The organism is Streptomyces sp. 8N114 (genome assembly GCF_052245835.1).
In the GTDB taxonomy this organism is placed as follows: domain Bacteria; phylum Actinomycetota; class Actinomycetes; order Streptomycetales; family Streptomycetaceae; genus Streptomyces.
Map to the genome: position 1 here is coordinate 281228 of NZ_JBQQBT010000008.1, position 23899 is coordinate 305126.

General features: G+C 70.5%; 18 protein-coding genes. 6 read left to right on the forward strand and 12 right to left on the reverse strand.

Annotated features, from left to right (window positions below; genetic code table 11):
- Window positions 1-71 precede the first annotated feature (71 nt).
- The 3 genes from ACTWQF_RS19870 (at window position 72) to ACTWQF_RS19880 (ending at window position 5783) form a co-directional block, all read left to right on the forward strand.
- On the forward strand, window positions 72-2327 hold the full coding sequence (locus tag ACTWQF_RS19870; protein WP_443280909.1) for a HelD family protein: 2256 nt from the start codon (window positions 72-74) through the stop codon (window positions 2325-2327).
- A gap of 109 nt (window positions 2328-2436) precedes the next feature.
- The gene (locus ACTWQF_RS19875; RefSeq protein WP_443280910.1) at window positions 2437-4590 is read left to right on the forward strand and encodes an alpha-galactosidase; all 2154 of its coding nucleotides are present in this window, start codon (window positions 2437-2439) and stop codon (window positions 4588-4590) included.
- Window positions 4591-4664: 74 nt separating this feature from the next.
- On the forward strand, window positions 4665-5783 hold the full coding sequence (locus ACTWQF_RS19880) for a glycoside hydrolase family 43 protein (protein WP_443280977.1): 1119 nt from the start codon (window positions 4665-4667) through the stop codon (window positions 5781-5783).
- Between the two features lie 18 nt (window positions 5784-5801).
- On the opposite strand, the gene ACTWQF_RS19885 is transcribed toward ACTWQF_RS19880, so the two are convergent.
- The 6 genes from ACTWQF_RS19885 to ACTWQF_RS19910 form a co-directional block, all read right to left on the reverse strand.
- A complete protein-coding gene (locus ACTWQF_RS19885; RefSeq protein ID WP_443280911.1) occupies window positions 5802-6611 on the reverse strand; it encodes an alpha/beta fold hydrolase in 810 nt (269 codons plus the stop codon).
- Between the two features lie 3 nt (window positions 6612-6614).
- The gene (locus ACTWQF_RS19890; protein WP_443280912.1) at window positions 6615-7592 is read right to left on the reverse strand and encodes a hydroxyacid dehydrogenase; all 978 of its coding nucleotides are present in this window, start codon (window positions 7590-7592) and stop codon (window positions 6615-6617) included.
- Between the two features lie 140 nt (window positions 7593-7732).
- A complete protein-coding gene (locus ACTWQF_RS19895) occupies window positions 7733-9352 on the reverse strand; it encodes a glycoside hydrolase family 43 protein (RefSeq protein WP_443280913.1) in 1620 nt (539 codons plus the stop codon).
- 17 nt (window positions 9353-9369) lie between these two features.
- Entirely contained in the window at window positions 9370-10377 is a 1008-nt protein-coding gene (locus ACTWQF_RS19900; RefSeq protein ID WP_443280914.1) for a carbohydrate ABC transporter permease, read from the reverse strand.
- The gene (locus ACTWQF_RS19905) at window positions 10374-11255 is read right to left on the reverse strand and encodes a carbohydrate ABC transporter permease (RefSeq protein WP_443280915.1); all 882 of its coding nucleotides are present in this window, start codon (window positions 11253-11255) and stop codon (window positions 10374-10376) included. Before ACTWQF_RS19905 ends, ACTWQF_RS19900 begins: the two co-directional genes overlap by 4 nt.
- A complete protein-coding gene (locus ACTWQF_RS19910) occupies window positions 11252-12565 on the reverse strand; it encodes an ABC transporter substrate-binding protein (RefSeq protein ID WP_443280916.1) in 1314 nt (437 codons plus the stop codon). Before ACTWQF_RS19910 ends, ACTWQF_RS19905 begins: the two co-directional genes overlap by 4 nt.
- 354 nt (window positions 12566-12919) lie before the next feature.
- On the opposite strand from ACTWQF_RS19910, the gene ACTWQF_RS19915 reads away from it, so the two are divergent.
- The 3 genes from ACTWQF_RS19915 to ACTWQF_RS19925 all read left to right on the forward strand — a co-directional run bounded on the left by ACTWQF_RS19915 (window position 12920) and on the right by ACTWQF_RS19925 (window position 16769).
- Window positions 12920-14185 (forward strand): alginate lyase family protein, encoded by a 1266-nt coding sequence (locus tag ACTWQF_RS19915; RefSeq protein ID WP_443280917.1) that lies wholly within the window; start codon window positions 12920-12922, stop codon window positions 14183-14185.
- Between the two features lie 306 nt (window positions 14186-14491).
- Window positions 14492-15538 (forward strand): LacI family DNA-binding transcriptional regulator, encoded by a 1047-nt coding sequence (locus ACTWQF_RS19920; protein ID WP_443280918.1) that lies wholly within the window; start codon window positions 14492-14494, stop codon window positions 15536-15538.
- 109 nt (window positions 15539-15647) lie between these two features.
- Entirely contained in the window at window positions 15648-16769 is a 1122-nt protein-coding gene (locus tag ACTWQF_RS19925) for a LacI family DNA-binding transcriptional regulator (protein WP_443280919.1), read from the forward strand.
- A 476-nt stretch (window positions 16770-17245) separates the two neighbouring features.
- Here the strand turns inward: ACTWQF_RS19925 and ACTWQF_RS19930 are convergent, their stop codons facing one another.
- Genes ACTWQF_RS19930 through ACTWQF_RS19955 form a run of 6 tightly spaced genes read right to left on the reverse strand, consistent with a single transcriptional unit; the run spans window position 17246 to window position 23833 of the window.
- Complete coding sequence (locus tag ACTWQF_RS19930) at window positions 17246-17941, reverse strand: rhamnogalacturonan acetylesterase (protein WP_443280920.1); 696 nt, start codon at window positions 17939-17941, stop codon at window positions 17246-17248.
- Window positions 17942-17946: 5 nt separating this feature from the next.
- Window positions 17947-19320 carry an ABC transporter substrate-binding protein gene (locus tag ACTWQF_RS19935; RefSeq protein WP_443280921.1) on the reverse strand — a complete coding sequence of 458 codons (1374 nt, stop codon included), beginning with the start codon at window positions 19318-19320 and terminating at the stop codon, window positions 17947-17949.
- Window positions 19304-20887, reverse strand: a complete 1584-nt coding sequence (locus ACTWQF_RS19940) for a family 43 glycosylhydrolase (RefSeq protein ID WP_443280922.1) — start codon at window positions 20885-20887, stop codon at window positions 19304-19306. Before ACTWQF_RS19940 ends, ACTWQF_RS19935 begins: the two co-directional genes overlap by 17 nt.
- Window positions 20884-22065, reverse strand: coding sequence for a Gfo/Idh/MocA family protein (locus ACTWQF_RS19945; protein WP_443280923.1), 1182 nt, complete (start codon window positions 22063-22065; stop codon window positions 20884-20886). Before ACTWQF_RS19945 ends, ACTWQF_RS19940 begins: the two co-directional genes overlap by 4 nt.
- Window positions 22062-22937, reverse strand: coding sequence for a carbohydrate ABC transporter permease (locus ACTWQF_RS19950; protein ID WP_443280978.1), 876 nt, complete (start codon window positions 22935-22937; stop codon window positions 22062-22064). The genes ACTWQF_RS19945 and ACTWQF_RS19950 overlap by 4 nt, the downstream gene beginning before the upstream one ends.
- A complete protein-coding gene (locus tag ACTWQF_RS19955; protein ID WP_443280924.1) occupies window positions 22886-23833 on the reverse strand; it encodes a carbohydrate ABC transporter permease in 948 nt (315 codons plus the stop codon). The genes ACTWQF_RS19950 and ACTWQF_RS19955 overlap by 52 nt, the downstream gene beginning before the upstream one ends.
- Between the last annotated feature and the right edge of the window lie 66 nt (window positions 23834-23899).

The following is a 23899-nucleotide window of genomic DNA, read 5'->3' on the forward strand; positions in this document are numbered from 1 at the left end:
GGAAAGGGCCGTCGACTGAAAAGAAATGTACCGGGCAGGGAGCCGTTTTGTCAAACCGGGGAAGCGCTGAGTTGCAGCACGAGCAGGACTACATCGACCATCTCTATGCGCGGGTCGATGCGCTGCGTGCGCAGACCGCGTCGGCCGTCGAGGAGGCGCAGCAGCCGGACGGCAACACTCGGCAGGCACGAGTCGAGCGGGACGTACGCGTCGCGGAGCGCTCGGGGCTGCTGGCCGCGCTGAACGCGGTGGACGGCTCGCTGTGCTTCGGCCGTATCGACCTCACCGACGGCGCCTCGCACCACATCGGCCGTATCGGCATCCGCGAGGACGACGCCGAGCGCACGCCGATCCTCATCGACTGGCGGGCTCCGGTGGCCCGCCCCTTCTACCTCGCCACCGGGCACACTCCCATGGGCCTGCGCCGGCGGCGGCACATCACCACCCACGGCCGTACGGTCACCGAACTGCACGACGAGCTGCTCGACCTGGGTGACGCGGAACGCACCGGTCACGAGGACCCCAGTGGCGACACCGTCCTCCTCGCCTCTCTCGACGCGGCCCGCACCGGGCGGATGAGCGACATCGTGCGCACCATCCAGGCCGAGCAGGACCGCATCATCCGTGCCCCGCACTCCGGCGTCCTCGTCGTGGAGGGCGGCCCCGGAACCGGCAAGACCGCCGTAGCGCTGCACCGGGCCGCGTTCCTGCTCTACGAACACCGCGAGTTGCTCGCCAAGCGGGCGGTACTGATCGTCGGCCCGAACCCGGCGTTCCTCTCCTACATCGGTGAAGTGCTGCCCTCGCTCGGTGAGACCGGCGTGCTGCTGGCCACCCTCGGCGAGCTGTACCCGGGCCTCGAGGCACGCGGCACCGACAGTCCGCGCGCCGCCGTGGTCAAGGGCCGCGCCGAGATCGCGGAGGCCCTGCGGCTGGCCGTACGCGACCGGCAGCAGGTGCCCGAGCCGGGCGAGCCGATCGTCGTCCCGCACGACGACGGCGATCTCGTACTCGACTGGCATCTCGTCGACGAGGCGCGCGAGGCCGCCTGCGCCACCCGGCTCCAGCACAACCTCGCCCGCCCGCACTTCGCCTTCCGCATCATCGACGCGCTCACGGCGCAGCTCGTCGAACGTATCGGAACCGACCCCTACGGCGGCCCCAACCTGCTGGGCCCGGACGACGTCGCGCAGCTCGGCAAGGCCGTCGCCGCCAGCCCGGACGTGCACGCGGCGATCGCGCAGTTGTGGCCCGAGCTGACGCCCGAGGAGTTCGTCGCCGACTATCTGGCCGAACCCACCCATCTGCCCGAGGAGGACGCCGCCGCGATCCGCCGCCCGGTCACCTCACCCGCCGACTGGACCCCGGCGGACGTACCGCTGCTCGACGAGGCTGCCGAACTGCTCGGCGAGGACGACAGCGCACAGCAGGCGGCGGCCGAGGCCGAACGCCAGGAGCGGATCGCGTACGCGGAGGGAGTGCTGGAGGTCGGCCGCGGTTCGGAGTCGTTCGAGTTCGAGGACGGCGAGTCGGAGATCCTCGCCGCGCACGACATCATCGACGCAGAGCGCATGGCGGAGCGCCACGAGGAGGCCGACCACCGTACGGCGGCCGAACGGGCCGCCGCCGACCGCACCTGGGCCTTCGGGCACATCATCGTCGACGAGGCGCAGGAGCTGTCCCCCATGGCCTGGCGGCTGCTCATGCGGCGCTGCCCGACCCGGTCCATGACGCTGGTCGGCGATCCCGTGCAGACCGGCGAGGAGGCCGGGGTCGGCTCCTGGGAGGACATCCTCGCCCCTTACGTCGCTGACCGCTGGGAGCACACCCGGCTCGGCGTCAACTACCGCACCCCCGCCGAGATCATGGAGCTCGCCGCCACCGTCGTACGCGCCCGGCAGCCCGGCTTCGAGCCGCCTTCCTCGGTCCGCTCCACGGGCACCCACCCCTGGGCCGGGCAGGTGGCCGGCGAACTGCCGGACGCGGTCGCCGAGGCGGCGCGGGCGCAGACCCCCGACGAGGGCCGGTTGGCGGTCATCGCGCCCCGCCGCCTGCACGAGGCGCTGGCCGCCCGGCTGCCCGGCGTGGTCGCGGGCGCGGAGCCGGACCTCACCCAGCACCTCGTCCTGCTCGCCCCCCGCCAGGCCAAGGGCCTCGAGTTCGACCGTGTCCTGGTCGTCGAGCCCGCCGAGTTCGGTACGAGCGACCTCTACGTCGCCCTCACCCGCGCCACCCAGACCCTCGGCATCCTGCACGAGGCGCCGCTGCCGACCGCGCTGGCGCAAGCACTGGGTACGCACCGCGAGAGCGAGACACCGAGGCCGTGAGCGCGGTTCCGGCGGCGAAAGTTTCGCGTCGCCGGGCCGGGCTTCTCGGTGCGGTACGAACGGTGCGAGCGTGGGGCGGCGTATTCCGCGCACCTAGGAGGGCCGCCCCATGTCCGAAGCCGTCGTTCCGCCGGAGAGCTGGGGCGGGCCCGGAGGGATCACGCTGCACTTCGCCCGCGCCTCCGGCGGACAGGTGCTGCTCGGCGGGCTCGGCGCCCTCGGGGACGGGGCCGCCCGTGCTGCGCTTCCCCTCGTCGAGGTCGCGCTCGCGGGGGAGGGCAGTACCGGCACCTCCGGCAAGCGGCACGTCGACGGGGCGGCCGGCAGACGGCTGCGCTACGTCCGGCACGAGGTGGACCCGGGCGAACCGCACGACCCGGCGGAACCCCGCCATCTCGTCGTCCATCTGACCGACCCGGAGAGCCGGCTGCGGGTGGCCGCGCACTATCGCCTCGGCGGCCCCGGGGTGCCCACGCTCCGCACCTGGGCCGAACTGCGGGCGGGCGCACGCGCGGTGACCGTCGAGCGGGTGTCCTCGTTCGTGTGCGGCGGGGTGGCCGGACTGCTGGGCGCCGGGTCCGCATGGGAGCGGGAGCTGCGGGTGTGGACGGCGCGGAATCCGTGGAGCGGCGAGTACCGGTTCGCCGGGGCGCCGCTCGGCGACCTCGGGGTGCCGGACGTGGGGATGACGCGGTTCGGACAGACGGGCACGAAGAGCCGTGCCGCGTGGACCAGTTGCGGTGCCTGGCCGTCGTCGGAGTGGCTCCCGACGGGGTGGGTGGCCGGGCCCACGGGGGTGCTGGCCTGGCAGATCGAGCACAACGGCTCCTGGCACGCCGAGCTGGGTGACCGGTACGACGACGTCTATCTGCTGCTGTCGGGCCCGGCCTCCCGCGAGCACCAGTGGTCCGTACGGCTGGAGCCCGGCGAGTCCTTCCGCACGGTCCCCACCACCGTCGCGCTCGCCCCCGACCGGGAGGCCGCGCTCGGCGCGCTGACGCGGCACCGCAGGGCCACCCGTCGGCGCCCGCACCCCGATCACCGGCAACTCCCCGTCGTCTTCAACGACTTCATGAACTGCCTGATGGGCGACCCGACGACGGAGCGGTTGCTGCCGCTGATCGAAGCGGCGGCCGAGGCGGGCGCCGAGGTCTTCTGCGTCGACGCCGGGTGGTACGACGACGAGCGGCGCGGCGAAGGGCCCGGCGGGGTGCCCGGATGGTGGGACGGCGTGGGGGCCTGGAGCCCTGCCCGCTCCCGGTTCCCCGGTGGCCTCGCCGAGGTGACCGACGCGATCAAGGCCGCAGGGATGGTGCCGGGGCTGTGGCTGGAGCCGGAGGTCGTCGGGGTGCGCAGCCCGGTCGCCGACGCGCTTCCCGAGGCGGCGTTCTTCCGGCGCGGCGGGCGGCGTGCCGTCGAGTGGGGGCGCCACCAGCTCGACCTGCGGCACCCCGCCGCCGTCGCACACCTCGACTCCGTAGTCGACCGGCTGGTGGAGGAGTTCGGCTGCGGCTACCTCAAACTGGACCACAACATCGACATCGGCGCGGGCACCGACAGCGCCCCGCACGGCCCGGGGCACGGGCTCCTGGAGCACAACCGCGCCTACCTCGGCTGGCTCGACGGCCTGCTGGAGCGGCATCCGCAACTGACGATCGAGGGCTGTGCGGCGGGCGGGATGCGCACCGACCATGCCACCCTCGCGCACGTCCAGCTCCAGTCCCTCACCGACCAGCAGGACGAGCTCCTGCTGCCCCCCATCGCCGCGGCGGCGCCCGCCGCCGTACCGCCGGAACAGGGCGCGATGTGGGCGTATCCCCGCCCCGGACACGGTCCGGAGGAGCTTGCGTTCTGCATGGTGACGGCCATGCTCGGGCGCATCCATCTGAGCGGGCGTGCCGATCTGCTGGACCCGGGGCAGCGGGCACTGGTCGCCGCCGCGGTCGCCGCCTACCGCTCCTATCGCACACTGCTGCCGCAGGCAGTGCCCCGCTGGCCGCTCGGGCTGCCGGGCTGGCGCGACAACTGGCTGGCCCTCGCGCTGGAGACGCCGGGCACCACGCTGCTCGCCGTCTGGCGCCGTGCGGGCGCACCGAGCGCGTGCGTGGTGCCGCTGCCGCCGGGTGCGGAAGAGGTGACCACCGTCTATCCACGGTTCCCGGAGGGGGAGGTCCGGCTGACGCCGGGCGGTGAGGGGCTGCACGTGACGCTGCCGAGCGCGCCCGCGGCGCGGCTGGTGCGGGTGCGTACGGCCGCCGGGTGAGCCGGGCTCGCGAGACGGCGCCGAAAGTTTTCGGGTTCGTCCCGCGCCGCTGACCTCGCCTCATGCGGACCGTAATGTCCCGACCGACCCGCCGTCCCCTCCGAGGAGTGACTTACGTGACCAGCCGCAGGACCGTACTGAAGGGAGCGGCCGGTGCGGCCGCAGGGATCGGGCTCGCCGCGCTCGGTACGACCGGAGCGGCCCGCGCGGCAGGCGCCCCGCCCACCGCCGCCGCGCCCACCTACGCCAACCCCCTCGTACGGCAGCGCGCCGACCCCCTCATCATGCGGCACACCGACGGCTTCTACTACTTCACCGCGACCGTCCCCGAGTACGACCGGATCGTGCTGCGCCGTGCGAAGACCGTCAACGGGCTCGCGAATGCGCCGGAGAAGGTGCTCTGGCGGGCGCACGCCAGCGGCGAGATGGCGAACCACATCTGGGCGCCGGAGCTCCACTTCGTCGACGGCGCGTGGTACATCTACTTCGCCGCCGGAAGCTCCCAGGACCAGTGGGCGATCCGCCCGTACGTCCTGGAGAACACCTCCGCCGACCCCTTCCGGGGCACCTGGACCGAAAAGGGCCGGATCCGGACGCAGTGGGAGAGCTTCTCCCTGGACGCCACCACCTTCGTGCAGCGCGGCACCCGCTATCTCGCGTGGGCGCAGCACGACCCCTCGGAGAACAACAACACCGACATCTACCTCTCCGCGATGGGAAACCCCTGGACCCTCACCGGGCCCCAAGTACGGCTCTCACGCCCTGAGCTGAGCTGGGAGACCATCGGCTTCTCCGTCAACGAGGGGCCGTTCGTGCTGCAGCGCAACGGACGGGTCTTCATGACCTACTCCGCCAGCGCCACCGACGCCAACTACTGCATGGGCCTGCTCACCGCGCCGGACGACGCCGACCTGCTCGATCCCGCGTCCTGGACGAAGAGCAAGGAACCGGTGTTCACCAGCAACGACAGTACGAGCCAGTACGGGCCGGGGCACAACTGCTTCACCGTCGCCGAGGACGGAAAGACCGACCTGCTCGTCTATCACGCGCGGCAGTACAAGGAGATCGAGGGCGACCCGCTGAACGACCCGAACCGGCACACCCGCGTCCAGGCCCTGGGCTGGAAGTCCGACGGCACCCCCGACTTCGGGATCCCGGTCGCCGACTCCTCCCGGCGCGGGGAGCGTGCGTGAGCGGGCCTGTCACCGCCGTCACCGGCTGAGCAGGTGACCCCGCCACGTCCCCGTCCCGGGGGGCGTGAGCTCGGCCATCCACTCCGCCACCAGCGCGACCAGCGTCTCCGGTCGCTCCTCGTGCAGATAGTGCCCGCACTGCGGCCACGCCACGACGTGCGAGCCGGGGTACGACGGCAGCTCCCGCTCCCATGCCGCCGCTCGCTCGGACGCGTACACCGCGAGCACCGGGCAGCGGCGGCGCGCGAGGTAGCGGCGCGCGGCCGGACGGGACCCGAAGGAGTCTGGCGCCAGGTACAGCTGCTCGCGGCAGGCCGCCAGGATCTGCGGGTCCATGGCGGCCATCAGCTGCAGATGCCGTTCACGCGCGGACGCGGGGGTGTGCGGGGAGAGGGCGCCGCGGACGAACTCCACCGCCCATGAGGCACCCTCGGTGCGCAGCGCCCGCTGTTCGTCCGGCAGCCTTCGCAGCTCGTCCGCGTCGGCGCCGTACGCCGGGTCGAGCACCACCAGCGCCGTCACCAGCTCCGGGTGCTCGACCGCGAGCGCGGTGACGACCTGGCCGCCCATCGAGTGCCCGACGGCGGTGACGGCCCCGGTGCGGGCCCGGCGCAGGAGCGTGGCGAGATCGGCGGCGAACTCCCGTGGAGACCAACCCCCTTTTCCCGGGGGCGTACGGCCGTGGCCGCGCAGCTCCGGCACCAGGACCAGCCGGCCCTGACCGGCCCAGGCCCGTGCGAGGTGCCGCCACTCGTGCCCGTCGCCGCCCCAGCCGTGGACGAGCAGCAGCGCGGGTCCCTTACCCGGCCCGAACGTGTCGACGTGCACCGCTCACGCCACCCGGTCCAGATCGGGCGCGTGCACCCGGTGCACAAGCGGCAGCCCGGCAGCCAGCCGCTCCAGTTCCTCCACCACGCCCAAGCCCAGCCGGCGCAGCTCGTTGCCGTGCGAGCCGGCGATGTGCGGGGTGAGGACGGCATTCGGGAGCTCGTACAGCGGCGAGTCGGGCGGCAGCGGCTCCGGCTCCGTCACATCCAGTACGCCGGTCAGCCTGCCCGCCACCAGTTCCCGGGTCAGCGCCGCAGTGTCAACCAGGCTGCCACGCGCGGTGTTGATGAGCACCGCGCCGTCCGGCATCAGCGCGAGCCGCTCCGCGTCCAGCAGACCGCGCGTCTGAGGGGTCTCCGGCGCGTGCACGCTGACGGTGTCGCACGTACGCAGCAGCTCCTCCAGCCCTGTACGGCGGGCGCCGAGCTGCGCGGCCGTGGCGTCGTCCGTGTACGGATCGAACAGCAGCGTCTCCACGTCGAACCCGCGCAGCAGCGCGAGCACCCGACGGCCGATGCGGGAGGCGCCGATGACGCCGACGCGCCGACCCCGGTTGCCGATGCCGGAGTGGATGAGGCCCAGGGTGAAGTGCCGCTCCGCACGGTAGCGCTCGCGCAGCCCCAAGGCGTCCTTGCCGGTCAGCAGAATCATCGCGAGCGTGTACTCGGCAACCGGCACCGCATTGGCGTCGGCAGCCGTGGAGACAGCCAGCCCCCGCTCCCAGCAGGCGGGCGTGACCAGTCCCTTCACCGACCCGCCCGTATGCAGCACAGCCCGCAGTCGAGGCGCGGCCGCCAGCACCGCGGCGTCCACCGGTGGGCAGCCCCAGCCGGTGACGAGCACGGTGGCAGCGGACAACGCCGCCCGCATCCCGGGCGCCTCGAAACTGTCGGCGACAGCCGCCAAGTCGGCCTCCGCACAAGCGGCCAACCGCGCGTGCAGATCAGGAGGAAAGAGCCGGGGCAGATGCTCCGGACTCATAGCGAACACCACAACAGGGCGAGATTGTTCAAGCACAGAGGGCCTTTCCAAAAATGACGGACGCGCCCCGAAGGGGCGCGGGGAACTGAGCGACCAGCCACAAAGCACCCGCAGCCGACACATCGCACTCCGCGAAACGGTCAATAGTCGAGCAGGCGAAACCAGCCGAAGTCCGCAGGAAAACGACCACCGTCCAGGTCCTGAGCGCAGAGCCCTACATGGGCGCCGGTGAAGCGAAGCCGCGATCCGTAGTCGTCGGACAATGTGGTGGAATCCAGCGACGGCCCCACCTCCCGCCAGTCACACCCATCCGCGGAAGCGGAAAACTGCAACACCGCCCCGTCGAAGACGGCCCGCAAATACACCAACGGCCAGTCGTCCACGGAGAGCTCACTGTCCCGCAGCTCGCGGTAGTCCCCCTCATCAGCGAGTACGACGCCGACCACGAGACCACCCTCACTTCTGGTGACCCGCAAGTAATAGTGCGTACCGGTGTCGTACCAGCAGATCAACCCGGCCAGCTGCGAGAAGCGTGAGGGGCGGAAGTCCAGCACCGTGGCAGCTTCGCAGAACACTGAGCGCAACGGCCGCGCCACCAGGCTCTGCTCGAACAACGAGAACGTGCTCCGCCGCCCGCGCAGCCGCAGCCAGCCGGGCCGCTCGGAAAGCGACAACCACTCCGGACCTGCCGGAGTCCGCAACGTACTCCACTCCGGCCCGAGTGCGGCCGAGTCGAAGTCGTCCCGCACCGGCGTGCGGGAAGGCGACACCCCCTCGCGCGGGGCGCCCACACCCACCGGCGCGGGGATCTCCGCGAGCGGCGCAACCGTGCCGTGCGCGAGGCGGGGCCACCCCTCCTCGGTCCAGGTCACCCGCTGAATGCAGGTCTCCCGGCCCAGTACGCAGCGTGGCCCTTGCGGGGTGTGCAGCGGACGGGAAGCCAGATGTGCCAGGAACCACTCACCCTCAGGCGTACGCACCAGTTCGCCGTGACCCGCCTTCTGGAACGGCTCCTCGGGCGCGTCGCGGGTGGTGAGCAGCGCTCCCGCCGGGTCGAGGGAGTACGGGCCCGTCAGGTTGCGGGACCGGGCGGCGCGGATGCCGTGGTTCCAGCCGGTGCCGCCCTCGGCGAGCAGCAGGACGTACCAGCCGTCGAGCCGGTAGAGGTTGGGACCCTCGATCAGCTCGTCCTTGTGGCGGAGGATGTTGACGGACTCCCCGATGAGGGACTGCTTTTCGGTGTCGTACTCCTGGAGCAGGATCCCGTCGAACGATGGCCGGTCGGGGCGGTGGTCCCAGCGGGTGTTCAGCAGCCAGGTACGCCCGTCCTCGTCGTGGAAGAGGGACGGGTCGATGCCGGAGGAGTTCAGATAGACCGGCTCCGACCAGGGGCCCAGCACGTCGGGTGCGGTGATCAGGAAGTTGTCGATGTCCTTGTAGGGCCCGTCCGTGGTCCGCACCACGCTGTACGCGAGCCAGAACAGCCCGTCGTGCCAGGACAGCGAGGGCGCCCACACCCCGCCGGAGTCGGGTACGCCGCGCAGGTCGAGCAGGCCGGGGTGGTCGAGGATGTGACCGAGCAGCTCCCAGTGCACCAGGTCGGCCGAGCGGTGGACGGGAACGCCCGGGTACCACTCGAAGGTGGAGGTCGCCAGGTAGTACCAGCCGTCCACGTACACGAGGCTGGGGTCGGGATGGAAGCCGGGCAGCACGGGGTTCCGGATCACGGGGGGCGGCGAGGCCGTCGGCAGGGTGTTCAAGACGGTTCTCCTGCAGGTCACTTGAGGCTGCCGAGCGTGACGCCCGACTTCCAGTACCGCTGCATGGCGAGCATGATCACGGCGAGCGGGATGATCGAGAGGAAGGCGCCGGTCAGCACCAGCGTGGTCAGATCGATCTCGGAGTCGGTGCGCTGCGCGTTCCAGAAGTACAGGCCGATGCTCAGCGGCCACTTGTCCTCGCCGCGCAGCATGGTCAGTGGCAGGAAGAAGTTGTTCCAGTTGCCGACGAAGGAGAGCAGGAAGACCGTCGCCGAGCCGGTCGTCATCAACCGCAGCACGATCTGGAAGAAGATCCGGACCTCGCCCGCACCGTCCACCCGCGCCGCCTCCAGCAGCTCGGCGGGGACAGCGCCGTCGACGTAGACCTTGGAGAGGTAGACCATGAACGGGTTGATGGTGAAGGGGATCAGCACGCCCCACGCCGTGTCCGCCAGCCCGATCTTGGAGAACAGCAGATAGAGCGGCATGGTCAGCAGCGCCTGCGGCAGCAGGAACGAGCCGACCACGACGCCGAGCCCCAGCTTTCGCCCGGGGAAGGAGAACCGGGAGAGCGCGTATCCGGCGGCGACCGACACCAGCATGCACAGCAGGGCACCGGCTCCGGCGTAGAGCACAGAGTTGAGCGCCCAGCGCAGAAAGATGCCGTCGTTGTAGTCGAGGACGGTTCTGACGTTGTCAAAGAAGTGGAACTCGTCGAACCACAGCCCGTTGGAGTAGAGCAGGCCCTGCTGGTCCTTGGTGGCGGAGACGATCAGCCACCACACGGGCGCCACCGAGTAGAGCGCGAACAGCACCAGACCGACGAGGACCAGGAGCCGGGAGCGCCTGGACCGGGAGACGCCGACCGGCAGGTCCTCGTCGTGCCGTCGGCCCGCACGGTGGGGCCTGGCCCGTACCCGCCGGCCGATACGCCCCGCGCCGCCCGCATGCCCGGCGCCGCTGCCGTTGCCGGGACCGGCGCGCCCGGCGGTCTCCGGCGAGCTTCCACTCGCTGTGATGGTCATGACTGCGCCCTGTTCGTGAGCTTGTAGAAGAGGAACGAGGCTCCGCCGGCGACCAGGGCGAGGATCACCGAGAGCGCGGCGGCGTAGTGGTAGTTGTTGCTGTCGAACGCCTGGTTGTAGACGGCCAGGATCGGGGTGTAGCTCTTGGTGACGGTCTCCGGCGCCGTGGTGCGGAACAGCAGCGGCTCGTTGAAGAGCTGGAGCGTGGCGATGATGGAGAGCATCCCCGTCAGCACCAGGGCGCCGCGCACGAACGGCACCTTCACCGACAGCGCGATCCGCAGCTCGGAGGCTCCGTCCACCCGTGCGGCGTCGAAGAGTTCACGCGGGACGGCCTGGAGCGCGCCGTAGATGATGAGCATGTTGAAGCCCATATGGATCCAGGTGAGCAGATTGCCCATGGAGATCCAGATCAGCCCGGACGCGTAGAAGTCGGCGTGGATGCCGACGGCCTCGAGCGCGTCGGTGAGCGGGCCCAGCCGCGGGCTGTAGATGTACAGCCACATCAGTGCCGCGACGATGCCGGGGATCATGTACGGCACCAGGAACGCGAAGCGGTAGCGGTGCGCGGTCCTGCGGGTGATGCCGTCCAGCAGCAGCGCCATGACCAGCGCCAGTCCCAGCATGATCGGGATCTGTACGCAGGCGAAGACCAGCACCCGGACGACTCCGGCCCAGAAGGCGCCGTCCTGGAGGCCCCGGGTGAAGTTTTCCAGGCCGACGAAGACCTCTTGCTGGGTGCCGATGCCCAGGCCGCCGCTCTCGATGCTGAAGAGGCTCTGGTAGAGCGCGTAGCCCAGCGGCGCGACGAACGTGAACAGGAATCCGAGGTAGAACGGGACGGCGAAACCGGCGCCCCGGAACGCGTGGCGCCTCATTCGACCACGTTCACCTTGCGCTGCTCGAGGTCCTTCACGACCCACTTCTGCATGTGCGGGAGGATGTCGGCGACCTTGATGTCACCGGCCATGGCCTTGCCCCACTGGTCGGCCAGCTCCTCGTACATGGCCTTGGAGTTGGGTCCGTACTGCCAGCCGTCGGCGAACTTCGCCGACTTGTTGATGATCGGCACCGCCTTCTTGGCGTGCGTGCCCATCAGCTTCCTGGGCACGACCTGGTCCAGGTGCGGCTCGGGGTCCTGGACCGCCGGATACCAGCCCGCGGTCTTCGGGCTGCCCATGGTCTCCACGGGCTTGTCGCTGGTGGCGAGCCAGACGGCGGCCCGCACCGCCTCCTCGGAGTGTTCACACAGCTCGGGGACCATCAGCCCGTAGGTGTCGCCCGGTGAGACGGGCGTGCTCTCGCCCGGCGTGGTGAAGTTGGGCGCCGGTTCCCAGTTGCCGAGGGTCTTCTTGATCTGCTGCTCGAAGGACGAGAGCTGCCAGGTGGACAGCTGCCGGGAGGCGATCTTGCCCGCGTCGTACTCGCGGATCATGGCGGCGTAGTCGGCGTAGCTGATCTTGGAGACCAGCTTCTCGTCGAGCATCTTCTGCATGATGCCCGCGGCCCACTCGGAGTTCTCGTCCGTGAAGTCGATCTTCCAGGCGTCGCCCTCGACCTGGTACCAGCGGGCCCCGGCCTGCCAGGCCATGTTCATCCACGTCGAGGGGTCCTCACCCGCGAGGTTGAAGACCTTCACGCCGTCCTTGCGGAGCTTCTTGCCCGCCTCGATCAGCTCTTCCCAGGTCCTGGGGTAGTTCAGGCCCGCCTTGTCGAAGACCTCCTTGTTGAAGAGGGTGAACATCGGCTGGCGTGCGTCCGGGACGCCGTAGGTCTTGCCGCCGATGCTCAGCGCTTCGATGGCGCCGTCCGAGAACTTGCCCTTGCTGGACTTGAGATCCCCCGCGATGTCCTTCAGCACGCCCTGCGCCATCAGCATGCTGCCCTCGCGGTTGTCCGTCTGGACCAGGCACGGGGCCTTGGACTTGTCGCCTGCCTTATGGGCGTTGTTGAGCTGGTTGGACATCTTGTCCTGGGGCACCTTGACGAACTTGACGGTGATGTCGTCGTGCGCTGCGTTGAACGCCTTCGCGGCCTGCTCGGCGCCCTCGGCACCGCTCCACATCTCCAGCGTGACCGGGCCGGAGGAACCGCCGGAGTCGGAGCCGCAGGCGGCGAGCGTGAGGGAGAGGGCGCAGGCGGTGGCTGCGGCCAGGAGGCGCTTTCTTCCGATGCCGCGGTGCGTCATGAGTGGCTCCTACGGAGGGTGAGAGGGCGGAGGGGAGGCGAGGGTGCTGCCGTCGGCGGTCCCTTCCGGGAGGGAGTAGAAAACGGTTACCGAGGAAGGCGCCGTCAGGTTCACAGGGCCGCAACCGGCGCGGAACCTCTGCGGCGAGACACGAAAATTTCGGAACTCCGGTGCGCGGCGGCGGGGCGGCGACGGCCGACACGCGGGCAGGCGGGCCGGGCGTGCACGCGAGCGGACGGGCGGCGGGCGGCGCGCGAAAGTTTCGGATGGCGGCAGCCCCGCTCGTACACCGGCGGGAACACGGTTACCGTCGGCCCTCAACCCCCCACCCCTCGCGGAAAGAGGGCACCCCCCATGAGCCGTAAAGACAACGCACACCGCAACGACCTCAGCCGACGCCGTCTCCTCAAGGGCACCGCACTCGGCGCGGGCGCACTTGCCCTCCCCGGCATCGCCTACGCCACTGCCGCGGACAGCGGCCCGGAGCAGAACAAGGCCCGTACCAAGGCCGAGGCCGCCGCTCTCACCCATCCCGGAATGCTGCACAGCGCCGACGACTTCGCGCGCATGGCCGAAAAGGTCAAGGCGGGCGCCGACCCCTGGAACAGCGGCTGGAAGCGGCTGACCGCCAACTCGCACTCCGCGGCCGGGTGGACGCCCAGACCGGCGGAGACCGTCGTCCGCGGCGGCGCAGGCCAGAACTATCACCAGCTCTACCACGACATCCACGCCGCCTACCAGAACGCGCTGCGCTGGAAGGTCAGCGGCGACACCGCACACGCCGACACCGCGCGGGACATCCTCAACGCCTGGTCGGGAACGCTGAAGACGGTCACAGGCAACGCCGACCGCTTCCTCGCCTCCGGTATCTACGGCTACCAGTTCGCCAACGCCGCCGAGATCATGCGCGGCTACGAAGGCTTCGACCTGGCCCGCTTCCAGGACATGATGGCCGGCGTCTTCTACCCGGTGAGCGACGACTTCCTCAAGAACCACAACGGGGCCTGCGTCACCAACTACTGGGCGAACTGGGATCTGTGCAACATGGCCGCCATCATGGCCATCGGGATCCTCAACGACGACCAGGCCAAGTTCGACCAGGCGGTCGACTACTTCCACAAGGGCGAGGGCAACGGCTCCCTCGCCCACGCGGTGCCCTTCCTGCACGACGGAGGACTCGCCCAGTGGCAGGAGAGCGGCCGGGACCAGGGCCACACCGTCATGGGCATCGGCCTGATGGGCACCGTCTGCGAAATGGCGCTCAAGCAGGGCACCGATCTGTACGGCGCCGACGACAACCGCTTCATGAAGGCGTGCGAATACGTCGCCAAGTACAACAACGGTGGGAGCGTGCCCTTCACCAAGTACACCTGGGGCCACGGCCAGAACTGCGACTACCGCGAGCAGACCGTCATCTCCGAGGGCGGACGCGGCCAGGTCCGACCCGTCTGGGAGCGGGTCTACCACCACTACCACTACCGCAAGGGCCTCGAGACGCCGTACATGTCGGCGATCGCCCGCAAGCAGAGCCCCGAGGGCGGCGGTGGCGACTACGGCTCGACCAGCGGCGGCTTCGACGAACTCGGCTTCGGGACCCTCACCCACGTGCTGGAGGCTTAGCCCCGACGGTGAGCACCGGGCCCGCACGATGTGCACCGGGCCCGTTCGGTCCGCGACGCGGGTGCGGATTTCTCCGGGCCGGCTGCTGGGCAATTCGGCCGCGTTGCCCCTTAATGTCGACCGAAATTTCGACCGGTTCGATATACCGGTCAAGGAGAATTTCTCGCAGGTTTCGAGGACTTCAAGAGAATGCGCCGCCGCCGTAATGTGAAGTCGTTCGCCCAGCTGTCCGCTTTCCGCTCGCACGCGCAGTGCGTTGTGCGTCACCGATTCCCGGTAGCGGAAAGGGAGGAGAGGAGAGCGAGAATGACGCGTACCGAACCCGGTTCGGCGGGGCCCACTCTCGCCGTGGTGGCCCGTGCGGCGGCCGTCTCGATCCCGACGGCCTCAAAGGTGGTCAACGGCCGCCAGGACGTCGCCCCTGAAACCCGCCGCCGGGTCACCGAAGCACTGGAGGCGCTGGGTTACGTACGCCGCCCGCGCCTCACTCCCCGGCAGCCGCCGCCGGTCGTCGACCTGGTGGTGCACTCCTTGGACAACACCTGGTCGGGGGCCGTGCTGCGGGGCGTGGAGGAGGCGGCGCACCAGGCGGGACTGGAGGTGATGGTCTCGGCGGGACTGACCCGCACCCGGGGCGGCAGACCCGAGCGCGGCTGGCTCGACAGGCTGGCCTTGCGCGGCACTTCGGGCGTGCTGTTCAACCTCGCCGAGCTGACCCCCACCCACCACGCCTGGCTGGAGCAGCACCGGATCCCGTACGCCATGATCGACCCGGTGGCCGATCCGCCGCCCGGTGTCCTCACTGTCCGCGCGGCGAACGAACCGGGTGCGCACAGCGCGGTCGCGCATCTGCTGGCGCTCGGCCACGTCAGGATCGCCGTGATCGGTGGCTACCGCCGAAAACAGTGCAGCGGGGCACGGGTTGCGGGCTATCGCGCCGCGCTGGCGGCGGCCGGACTGCGCCCGCGCCCCGAATACATCCGTTACGCCAACTTCGACACCGACCTTGCGCGCGAGCGCACCCGGGAACTGTTCGCGCTGGACGAGCCGCCCACGGCGGTCTTCGCCTGCTCGGACCCGATGGCGCTGGGCGTCTACCAGGCGCTGGCCGAGCTGGGGTTGCGGGTACCGCGGGATGTGAGCGTCGTCGGCTTCGACGACCTGCCGGAGGCGGAGTGGGTGACACCCGCGCTGACCACCGTACGGCAGCCGCTGGGGGAGATGGCGGCCACCGCGCTGCGGCAGCTGCTGCGGATACGCGAGGGGCGGGTGCCGCCGGACACCAGGACCGAGCTGCCCACCCGGCTCGTGGAACGGCGCAGCACCGCGCCACCCCAGGGCGCCTTCGCATGACCAGGGTTTCGAACAACGACCGTCTTGCCGAACGCCGCCCGCGCAGTAACCGGTTACCGTTACCAGGAAGGGCAGGAGGACTCCGTATGCCGAACCAGGGTGCAGCCGGGTGAGCGTCGACAACGGTGCCGGCGCCGCCACCCGCGCGGGCAAACGGGACGGGCGCCGGGCGACCATCCGCGATGTCGCCGCGCGTGCCAACGTCTCCGTGGCCACCGTCTCGCGCGTCCTGGCCGGCAACTACCCCGTCACCTACCGCACCCGGACCCGCGTACTGCGGGCTGTCCGCTCCCTCGACTACGTCGCCAACGCCCATGCGCGGGCGCTGGCCGGCGGCGGCCCCGAGTCCGTCGCGTTCGTACTGGAGGACATCACCGGCCCGTCCTTCGCGCATATCGCCGCCGGTGTCGAGCAGGAGACCGCGCGGCGCGGCCGGCTCTGTCTGGTGTGCACGACCCACGGCGACAAGCGCCGCGAGGAGGACGTCGTCACGCTCATGCGCGAACAGCGGGCCGCCGCGGTCATCCTCGCGGGCGGCGCCGAGCGCACCGCCGAGTACCGCGAGCGCATCACCGCGTTCGCGCACCAGCTGGACGCCGCGGGCTCGCGACTCGTGCTCTGCGGACGCCCGGCGCCCGAGGTGCCGCCGGGCGGTGAACTGCCCGTCACGCTCGTCGAGTACGACAACGAAGGCGGTGCCTTCGGCGCCACAGCGCACCTGCTCTCGGCCGGGCACCGGCGCGTGCTGTTCCTGGGCGGGCTGAGCGCCAACACCACCGTCCAGGAGCGCCGCGCCGGATACCACCGCGCCCTGGAGTCCTACGGTCTGACGCCCGACCCCGCACTGGTCGTCGACACTCCCTTCACCCGTGAGGGCGGACTGCACGGCATGCGCGGCGTGCTCGCGGGACGCCGTGCCGAGCCCGGCTTCACCGCCGTCTTCGCGGCGACCGACATGGTCGCGCTCGGCGCCCTGGAGGCGCTGCGGGAGGCGGGCCTGCGGGTTCCCGAGGACGTCTCGGTGGTGGGCTTCGACGACATCCCCGTCTCCCGCGAACTCTCCCCCGGACTGACCACGGTGCACGTCCCCTACGAGGAACTGGGCCGCAGCGCGGTACGGATGGTGTTGGAACGCCGCGACAGCACGGACGGCGGTGGAGCGGAGGAGCAGCGTGTGCGGCTCGGTACGCATGTGGTCGTCCGTGGCTCCACCGCCCCACCGCCGCGCTGATGGAACTCTCCCTGCTCTGGGTAGGGGGTGCCCCTGCCTGGCGTCCGCAGGCTGCGGCTTTGTCGTCGCTGATCGCGCAGTTCCCCGCGCCCCTTACGGGGCGCGTCTCCTCGGTGCCGAAACCGACGGTGACGCCCCGCGCCGCCGTGCCTGGGGCAGTCTGAGCCGCGCGCAGATCGTGGCGGCGGGCCAGGAGATCGCGCGCTGGGAAGGGATGCAGGCGCTGACGATCCGGCGGCTCGCCGCTGACCTCGGCGCCTCCCGGATGGCGCTGTACCGGCACGTCCCGGACAAGGACCGTGCTGGTCGGTCTCGTTCTGGACACCATCGCCCTGCACGATGTCGTCCCACCGGACATCGACGAGGGAGCGTGGCAGGACCGGCCGCCCCGCCCGGCTCTGCTGAGCCCGGCGGGGCACCGGATGGCTGCGGCCAGCAGTCGAGGATGCCGGCGTCCGCGGGTGCGGAGGCGGTGGCTATGCCACGGGCCAGGTGATCCAGGACGTGGGGATCTCGTCGTCCAGGCGGCGCACCTCCTTCGGTGACAGCACCCCGTGGGCCACGAGCTGCCGGGCCACCAGGCGGGCGACCTCGATCGCGCCCGGCGGGGCGAAGTGGGTGTTGTCGTGTCCGGCCGCGGTCCAGTTGAAGTACTTCTTCGTCTCCTCGGCGCCGAGCCGCTGCCACAGGGCGAGCGAGAGCGCCTGGATGTCGAGCAGCGCGACGCCCTCCTCCTCGGCCAGGGCCCGCATCGCCGCCGGATACGTGCCGTGGGTGGGCCGGGCCTCGCCCGCGCTGTCGAAGTTCCTGCGCTCCGCGGGCGTGGCCAGCACCGGACGTGCCCCGCGGGCCCGGGCGCCGGTCACGTACTGCCGCAGGCTCGCCTGGTACGTCGTCCACGGCTCCGTCCAGCGGCTGGGGTCCTCCCTCTTCTCGTCGTTGTGGCCGAACTGGACGAGGAGAACGTCCCCGGGGCCGATCTCCTTCAGGACGACGGCCAGCCGCCCCTCGTCCAGGAAGCTCTTGGAACTGCGCCCGTCCACCGCGTGGTTGGACACTGCCGACGCACTGTGCAGGAAGAAGGGGAGCGCCATGCCCCAGCCGGTCTCGGGCGCCGCGTCGGCGTACTTCTGCGCTGCGGTGGAGTCACCGGCGACGTGGAGGGTGCGCACCGGCGTCACCCCTGCTGCTTCTTCCACTCGGCCTGTGCCTTGTTCAGCTGGTCCGCGAGGCTGTCCAGGAACTGCTTGGCCGGCAACTTGCCCAGCAGCACCTTCTGCAGGTCGGGCTCGTTGTCGGCCTTGCTGATGGTGTTCCAGTCGGGCAGGTGGTAGGGCAGCTGCACGATCTTGACGGAGTCGTCGTCGAGCGTCTGCGCCGCCAGCTTGGTGGGCTCGGTCCGCCGGACCCACTCGTCCTTGGCGGCTTCCTTGTTCGACGGGATGGCTCCAGCCGACTCGTTCCACTGGCTGTTGGCCTTGTGCGAGACGGCGAACTCGATGAACTTCCAGGCCGCCGCCTTGTTCTTACTGCTCTTGAACAGGCCGAGGCCGTCCACCGGGTTGGACACCTGCACCCGGGTGCCGTCGGCGAGCGTCGGGTTCGGTATGCCGCGGAACTTGCCCTTGCCGAGCGCCTTCACATGGTCCTGGTAGGAGCCCAGATTGTGGCTCAGCATGCCGATCCTGCCGCTGTCCCACTGGGCCACCATCTTCTTGAAGTCGTTGTTGACGTCGGCGGACGGAGTGGACTTCTTGTACAGGCCGACGTACTTCTCCAGCGCCTTGACGTTCTTCGGGTCGTTGACGGTCGTCTTGTCGCCCTTCCAGAACGAGGTGATGCCGGACTGGCCGTACATCGCGTCCAGCGCCTGTGCGATGGAGCCCTCGCCGCCGCGGATCGTGTAGCCGAAGGTGTTCTTGGACTTGTCGGTCAGCTCCTTCGCCGCCTTGTAGAACTTCGGCCAATTGGTGGGCGCGTCCAGGCCGGCGGCCTTGAACATGTCGGTCCGGTACCAGAGCGTGCCGTTGTTGGCCGAGGTCGGCACCGTGTACATCCGCTTGCCGTCGCCCGAGGCGCGGACGCTCTCGACCATGCCGGCGTTCAGCTTGCCCTGGAGCGCGCTGCCCTTGATGCGCTTGTCGAGCGGTTCCAGCGCCCCCTGCGCGGAGATCCCGGAGAGCATCGCCATGCCCACCCCGCCGACGTCCGGCAGGCCGCCGCCCTGGATGGCGGTGTCGTACTTCGACTGGACGCTCTCGGCGGGAATCCCGACGTACTTCACCTCGATGTCGGGGTTCTCCCGCTCGAAATCCTTGATGATCTTCTTCCAGACGTCGGTGCGCACACCACCGTTGTTGTCCCAGAAGGTGATCTCGCCCTTGCCCGAGCCCTCCTTGCCCTGGTCATCCGCGGTCCCGCTGCCGTCGTCACCGCAGGCGGTGGCGGTCAGCGCGAGAACGGTGCTCAGGGCGAACGCGGCGCCCGTGGTGCGGCGACCTCTGCGGCCACGGATGCTGCGGCCACAAATGCTGTTACGGATTCTGGCCATTGGCGGCTCTCCTCTGCTGAAGGTCCGTAGGTTCGGTGGTCCGGAATTGCGTGAACAGGGCCGCACCTGCGTCCCCCGCACCGGACGGCGCGGCGGCGAACAGGCCCAGCAGGGCGCCGACCCAGCGCCACGGGGTCGCCGCGAAGACCAGCCCCGAGGGGCGGAATCCGTCACCCGTATCGGCCAGGAAGCGGTAGCGGGCCCCCTCGAAGACCTCGACCCGCAGCCGTGCCGTGCCCTGCGGTGCGGGCCGCGGGTGCGCGGCATCCCGCTCCGTGTCCGCCGTCTGCTCGGCGAACCGGTGCACCAGCAGGACCGTGCCGTCGGCACCGCGCTCCAGCCCGATCCAGGAGTACGCGTCACCCAGCACCGCCAGCCCGGCCCGCGCGCCCGGCTCCGCGGTGTGCAGCGCCAGCTCCACCTCGGCGGAGAAGACCGCCGCGGGAAAGCGCTGCGTCAGCACATGGGGCAGCCGCCGCAGATCCCGTACGTCGTCGCCGCGTACGCAGCTGAGCCGCAACCCGTCGCCGCCGACCGGCGCCGTCCAGCCGGCGCGCGGATTGGCGGTCCACTGCCACTGGGGCCCGAACCGGCCCCGCGGAAAAGGGTCGTCGGTCGCGGGGGCCGACAGCGGCTGCTCGGGCAGCTGCGGCTTGCGGTGCACGAGAACGGGCTCGCCGCCCTCGCCCAGCTCCGGCCAGCCGTCGTCCTGCCAGCGCATCGGCTGGAGGTGGACGACCCGGCCGTAGGCGCCGCGCTGCTGGAAGTGCAGGAACCAGTCCTCGCCGGTGCGGGTGCGCACCCAGCCGCCCTGGTGGGGGCCGTTGACGCGGGTACGCCCCTGGGAGAGGACGACGCGTTCCTCGTACGGGCCGAAGAAGTCCCGTGCGCGCAGGGCGCCCTGCCAGCCGGTCGCCACACCACCGGCCGGGGCGAGGATGATGTACCAGCCCTCGTGCCGGTACAGCTTGGGGCCTTCCAGGGTGAACCAGCCGGGAATGCGGTCCCCGTCGACGATCACCGTGCCCTCGTCGAGCAGCCCACTGCCGTCCGGACGCATCCGGTGCCCGGTGAGCCGGTTCTTGACCCCGGAACGGGACTTGGCCCAGCCGTGCACCAGGTAGGCGCCCCCGCTCGCCTCGTCCCACAGCGGACAGGCGTCGATGAGACCCTTGCCCGCCTTGATCAGCTGCGGTCGCGTCCAGGGCCCGGTCGCGCGGGAGGCGTTGACCTGGAAAATGCCGTGGTCGGGGTCGCCCCAGAAGATCCAGAACCGGCCGTCGTGATGGCGGATCGACGGCGCCCACACGCCGCGGTCGTGGCGCGGCACGGTGAACTCCGCCTCGGGTTCCAGCCGCTCCAGGGCGTGGCCCAGCAGCGTCCAGTTGACGAGGTCGCGGGAGTGCAGCAGAGGCAGCCCGGGAGCGCGGCCGAAGCTGGAGGCGGTGAGATAGAAGTCGTCACCGACCGCGACCACATCGGGATCGGACCAGTCCGAGCAGAGCACTGGATTGCGGTAGGTGCCGTCACCGAGGTCGGCCGCCCAGGGCAGCGGGCCGCCGCTCATGCGTGCACCGAGGAGTGGAGCGCCCATGAGACGCCCAGCTCGGAGTAGAGGGAGAGGGTGTCGGCCGAGGCCGCGACCAGCCCGTCGACGCCTGGTACGGCCCGGCGCGGTGCGGACTCACCGGGCAGGCTCCGCCAGGCGTCGGCCGGCAGCGCGACCGGGTCCGGCGCCTGCCGGACAGCCTCGGCCACCCGCATGAAGGCGCCCGTCGCCGCGGGCGGAACCAGCAGCGGGGCCTGCCCCGACAGATGCGCGAGAAGGTTCTCCAGCAGGTCCGTCCGGCCGTACGAGAGCTCGGCGGGCTCGTGTCCTGCGCGGTGCAGCCGGATGCGGTCCTGCTTGTACCAGTAGGTGATCCGTCCGCTGCTGCCGTGTACGACGACGTACGGCTCGCCGGGCTGCTCCGCGCACAGCGTCGCGGCCACGGTGACGATGCTGCCGCGCGTCGTGCTGATCCGTACGCAGGAGGTGTCGTCGGCCTCGATGGCGTTGGCGTGGAAGAGTTCCGTCTCCACCGACGCCACGTCCTCGCCCCGGGTGGAGCCGTCGATCGCGAGCGCGGTGGCGACGGCGTGCGCGAGAGGGTTGGTGAGAGCACCGTCGAGCACGTCCGTGCCGTTCAGCCGGCGGCGGCCCGCCCAGGGGGCGCGGCGATAGTAGGACTCGTCCCGCGACCAGGCCCCGGCGGCGCCGATGCCGGAGGGCTTGCCGATCGCACCGTCGGCGAGGAGTTCGCGTACGGCGGGGACGGCATGGGAGCCGAGCGACTGGAACCCGATCTGGCAGGCCACCCCGGCCGCGGCCACACCGGCGGCGATCCGCCGGAACTGGGCCCAGGACGGTGCGGGCGGCTTCTCCAGCAGCAGGTGCACTCCGCGTTCGGCGGCGGTCAGCGCCAGGCGGGCGTGGGTGGGGATGGGGGTGCAGACGACGGCGAGGTCGGGCCGGACGGAGTCCAGCAGGGCCGCGAAGTCCGTGGACTGCTCCGGCCGGCCGAGGCCGTCGAGCTCCTGCCCGGCGAGCGGCTGCAACTCGCAGATTCCCACGAGCCGGACGATCCCCTGCTCCTGGAGGCGCCGGATGTTGCCCAGATGCCGACGGCCGTGGCCGCGCGCACCCGCGAGGACGACGCGGTACGGGGTGCGGCCCGTGTCCGGCGCGGTGATGGACCCGCTCATCCCTTCACCGCCCCGGCGCTGAATCCGGTGATCAGCCACTTCTGGATGAAGGCGAAGACGATCACGACCGGCACTGCGGCGACGACCCCGCCGGCGGCGAGCGCCCCCAGATCCACGCTGTCGGCGCTCATCAGCGTGTTCAGGCCGACCGGGATGGTCTGCTTCTCCTGGTTGCTGAGGAACATCAGCGCGAACAGGAAGTGGTTCCAGCTGTGTACGAAGGCGAACGAGCCGACGGCGATCAGACCGGGACGCAACAGCGGCAGCACGACGGCGCAGAACCCCCGGAAGCGCCCGCAGCCGTCGACCCAGGCCGACTCCTCCAGAGAGTAGGGGACGTTCCTGATGAACCCGCTGATCAGGATCATCGACAGCGGCAGCTGGAAGACCGTCTCCGCGATGATGACGCTGCCCAGCGAGTTGATCATCCGTAGCTCGGCGAAGATCTGGAAGAGCGGCACCAGCATCAGCGCGCCGGGTACGAACTGCGAGCACAGCAGCGCCAGCAGAAAAGCATGTTGGAAGCGGAACCGGAACCGGGCGAGCGCGTACCCGCCCGCCAGCACGACCACGGTGGTCATCAGCAGCGAACTGACCCCGACCAGCACGCTGTTCTGGAAGTAGACCGCGAAGCTGCGTTCGGTCCACACCTTCTCGAAGTGCTCGAAGGTGACCGGCCACGGGACGAGCGAGGTGGAGCCCGAGGGCCGGAAGGCGAACAGCAGCATCCAGTAGAACGGGACGACGGTGAAGAGCAGATAGAGGCTGAGCGGCAGATAGATCTGCCAGCGGGGTGCCTCGTCCCAGGTACGGCGCCGGTTCACTTGTCCTCGCCTCCGAACTTGCTGAGCCGCAGATAGACGACCGAACAGAACAGGAGCAGCACGAACGCGACGGTGGTCAGCGCCGAGGCGTAGCCGAAGTCGTGCGAGTCGACGGCGATGGAGGCGATGCGCAGCGGCAAGGTGGTGGTCTCGCCCGCCGGACCGCCACCGGTGAGGGTGTAGAGCAGGTCGACGTTGTTGAACTCCCAGACAGCGCGCAGCAGCGTGGACAGGATGATGGCGTCCTTCAGATGCGGCAGCGTGATGTGCAGGAACTGCCGCAGCCGGCTCGCGCCGTCCACCTCGGCGGCCTCGTACAGGTCCTTCGGCACGGACTGGAGGTCGGCGAGGATGAGGATCGCGAAGAACGGCACGCCGCGCCACAGTTCGGCGACGACGACGGCGGGGAAGACGGTCCCGGTGTCGGAGAGCCAGGAGGTGCCGTACGAGCCGAGGCCGAGGTCGGCGAGGTAACGCGCGATCCCGGTCTGGGAGTTGTAGAGCAGGACCCAGATCACCGAGGTGAGCACCCCGGAGACCGCCCAGGGGGAGAAGACCAGCGCGCGGGCCATGGCGCGACCGATGAAGGTCTGGTTGACCAGCAGCGCCAGGGCGAGGCCGAAGAGCAGTTGCAGTACCACCTCGACGGCCACCCATTGGAAGCTGAAGCCGAGGGTGGACCAGAACTCCGGATCGTCGGTGAAGGCGGTGACGAAGTTGTCGAAGCCCGCAAAGCCGTTACGCCAGGGCTTGGTGGGGTTGTAGTTCTGCAAGCTGTAGTAGAAGACGCTGAGCACCGGATAGGCGATGAAGCCCAGCATCAGCAGTGCGGCCGGTGCGATCAGCAGATACGGGAGCCGACGCGGTGTCGCCCCCGTACCGCGCCGTCGGGGCGCCCGCGTCTGCCCGGGCGGTGGTTTCGCCACGGCTGCGCCTTGGGCCATGCCTGTGCTCCGTTCTCGGATGGTTGAGCGAGCGGAAAGCTCCTCGGACGCTGTTCGAGATATCGA

Excerpts from the sequence above, each read along its gene's own strand:
- ACTWQF_RS19875 (WP_443280910.1), top strand. The coding sequence starts at position 2,437 with ATGTCCGAAGCCGTCGTTCCGCCGGAGAGCTGGGGCGGGCCCGGAGGG.
- ACTWQF_RS19880 (WP_443280977.1), top strand. The coding sequence starts at position 4,665 with ATGTCCCGACCGACCCGCCGTCCCCTCCGAGGAGTGACTTACGTGACC.
- ACTWQF_RS19890 (WP_443280912.1), bottom strand. The coding sequence starts at position 7,592 with ATGAGTCCGGAGCATCTGCCCCGGCTCTTTCCTCCTGATCTGCACGCG.
- ACTWQF_RS19900 (WP_443280914.1), bottom strand. The coding sequence starts at position 10,377 with ATGACCATCACAGCGAGTGGAAGCTCGCCGGAGACCGCCGGGCGCGCC.
- ACTWQF_RS19905 (WP_443280915.1), bottom strand. The coding sequence starts at position 11,255 with ATGAGGCGCCACGCGTTCCGGGGCGCCGGTTTCGCCGTCCCGTTCTAC.
- ACTWQF_RS19910 (WP_443280916.1), bottom strand. The coding sequence starts at position 12,565 with ATGACGCACCGCGGCATCGGAAGAAAGCGCCTCCTGGCCGCAGCCACC.
- ACTWQF_RS19915 (WP_443280917.1), top strand. The coding sequence starts at position 12,920 with ATGAGCCGTAAAGACAACGCACACCGCAACGACCTCAGCCGACGCCGT.
- ACTWQF_RS19920 (WP_443280918.1), top strand. The coding sequence starts at position 14,492 with ATGACGCGTACCGAACCCGGTTCGGCGGGGCCCACTCTCGCCGTGGTG.
- ACTWQF_RS19935 (WP_443280921.1), bottom strand. The coding sequence starts at position 19,320 with ATGGCCAGAATCCGTAACAGCATTTGTGGCCGCAGCATCCGTGGCCGC.
- ACTWQF_RS19940 (WP_443280922.1), bottom strand. The coding sequence starts at position 20,887 with ATGAGCGGCGGCCCGCTGCCCTGGGCGGCCGACCTCGGTGACGGCACC.
- ACTWQF_RS19945 (WP_443280923.1), bottom strand. The coding sequence starts at position 22,065 with ATGAGCGGGTCCATCACCGCGCCGGACACGGGCCGCACCCCGTACCGC.
- ACTWQF_RS19955 (WP_443280924.1), bottom strand. The coding sequence starts at position 23,833 with ATGGCCCAAGGCGCAGCCGTGGCGAAACCACCGCCCGGGCAGACGCGG.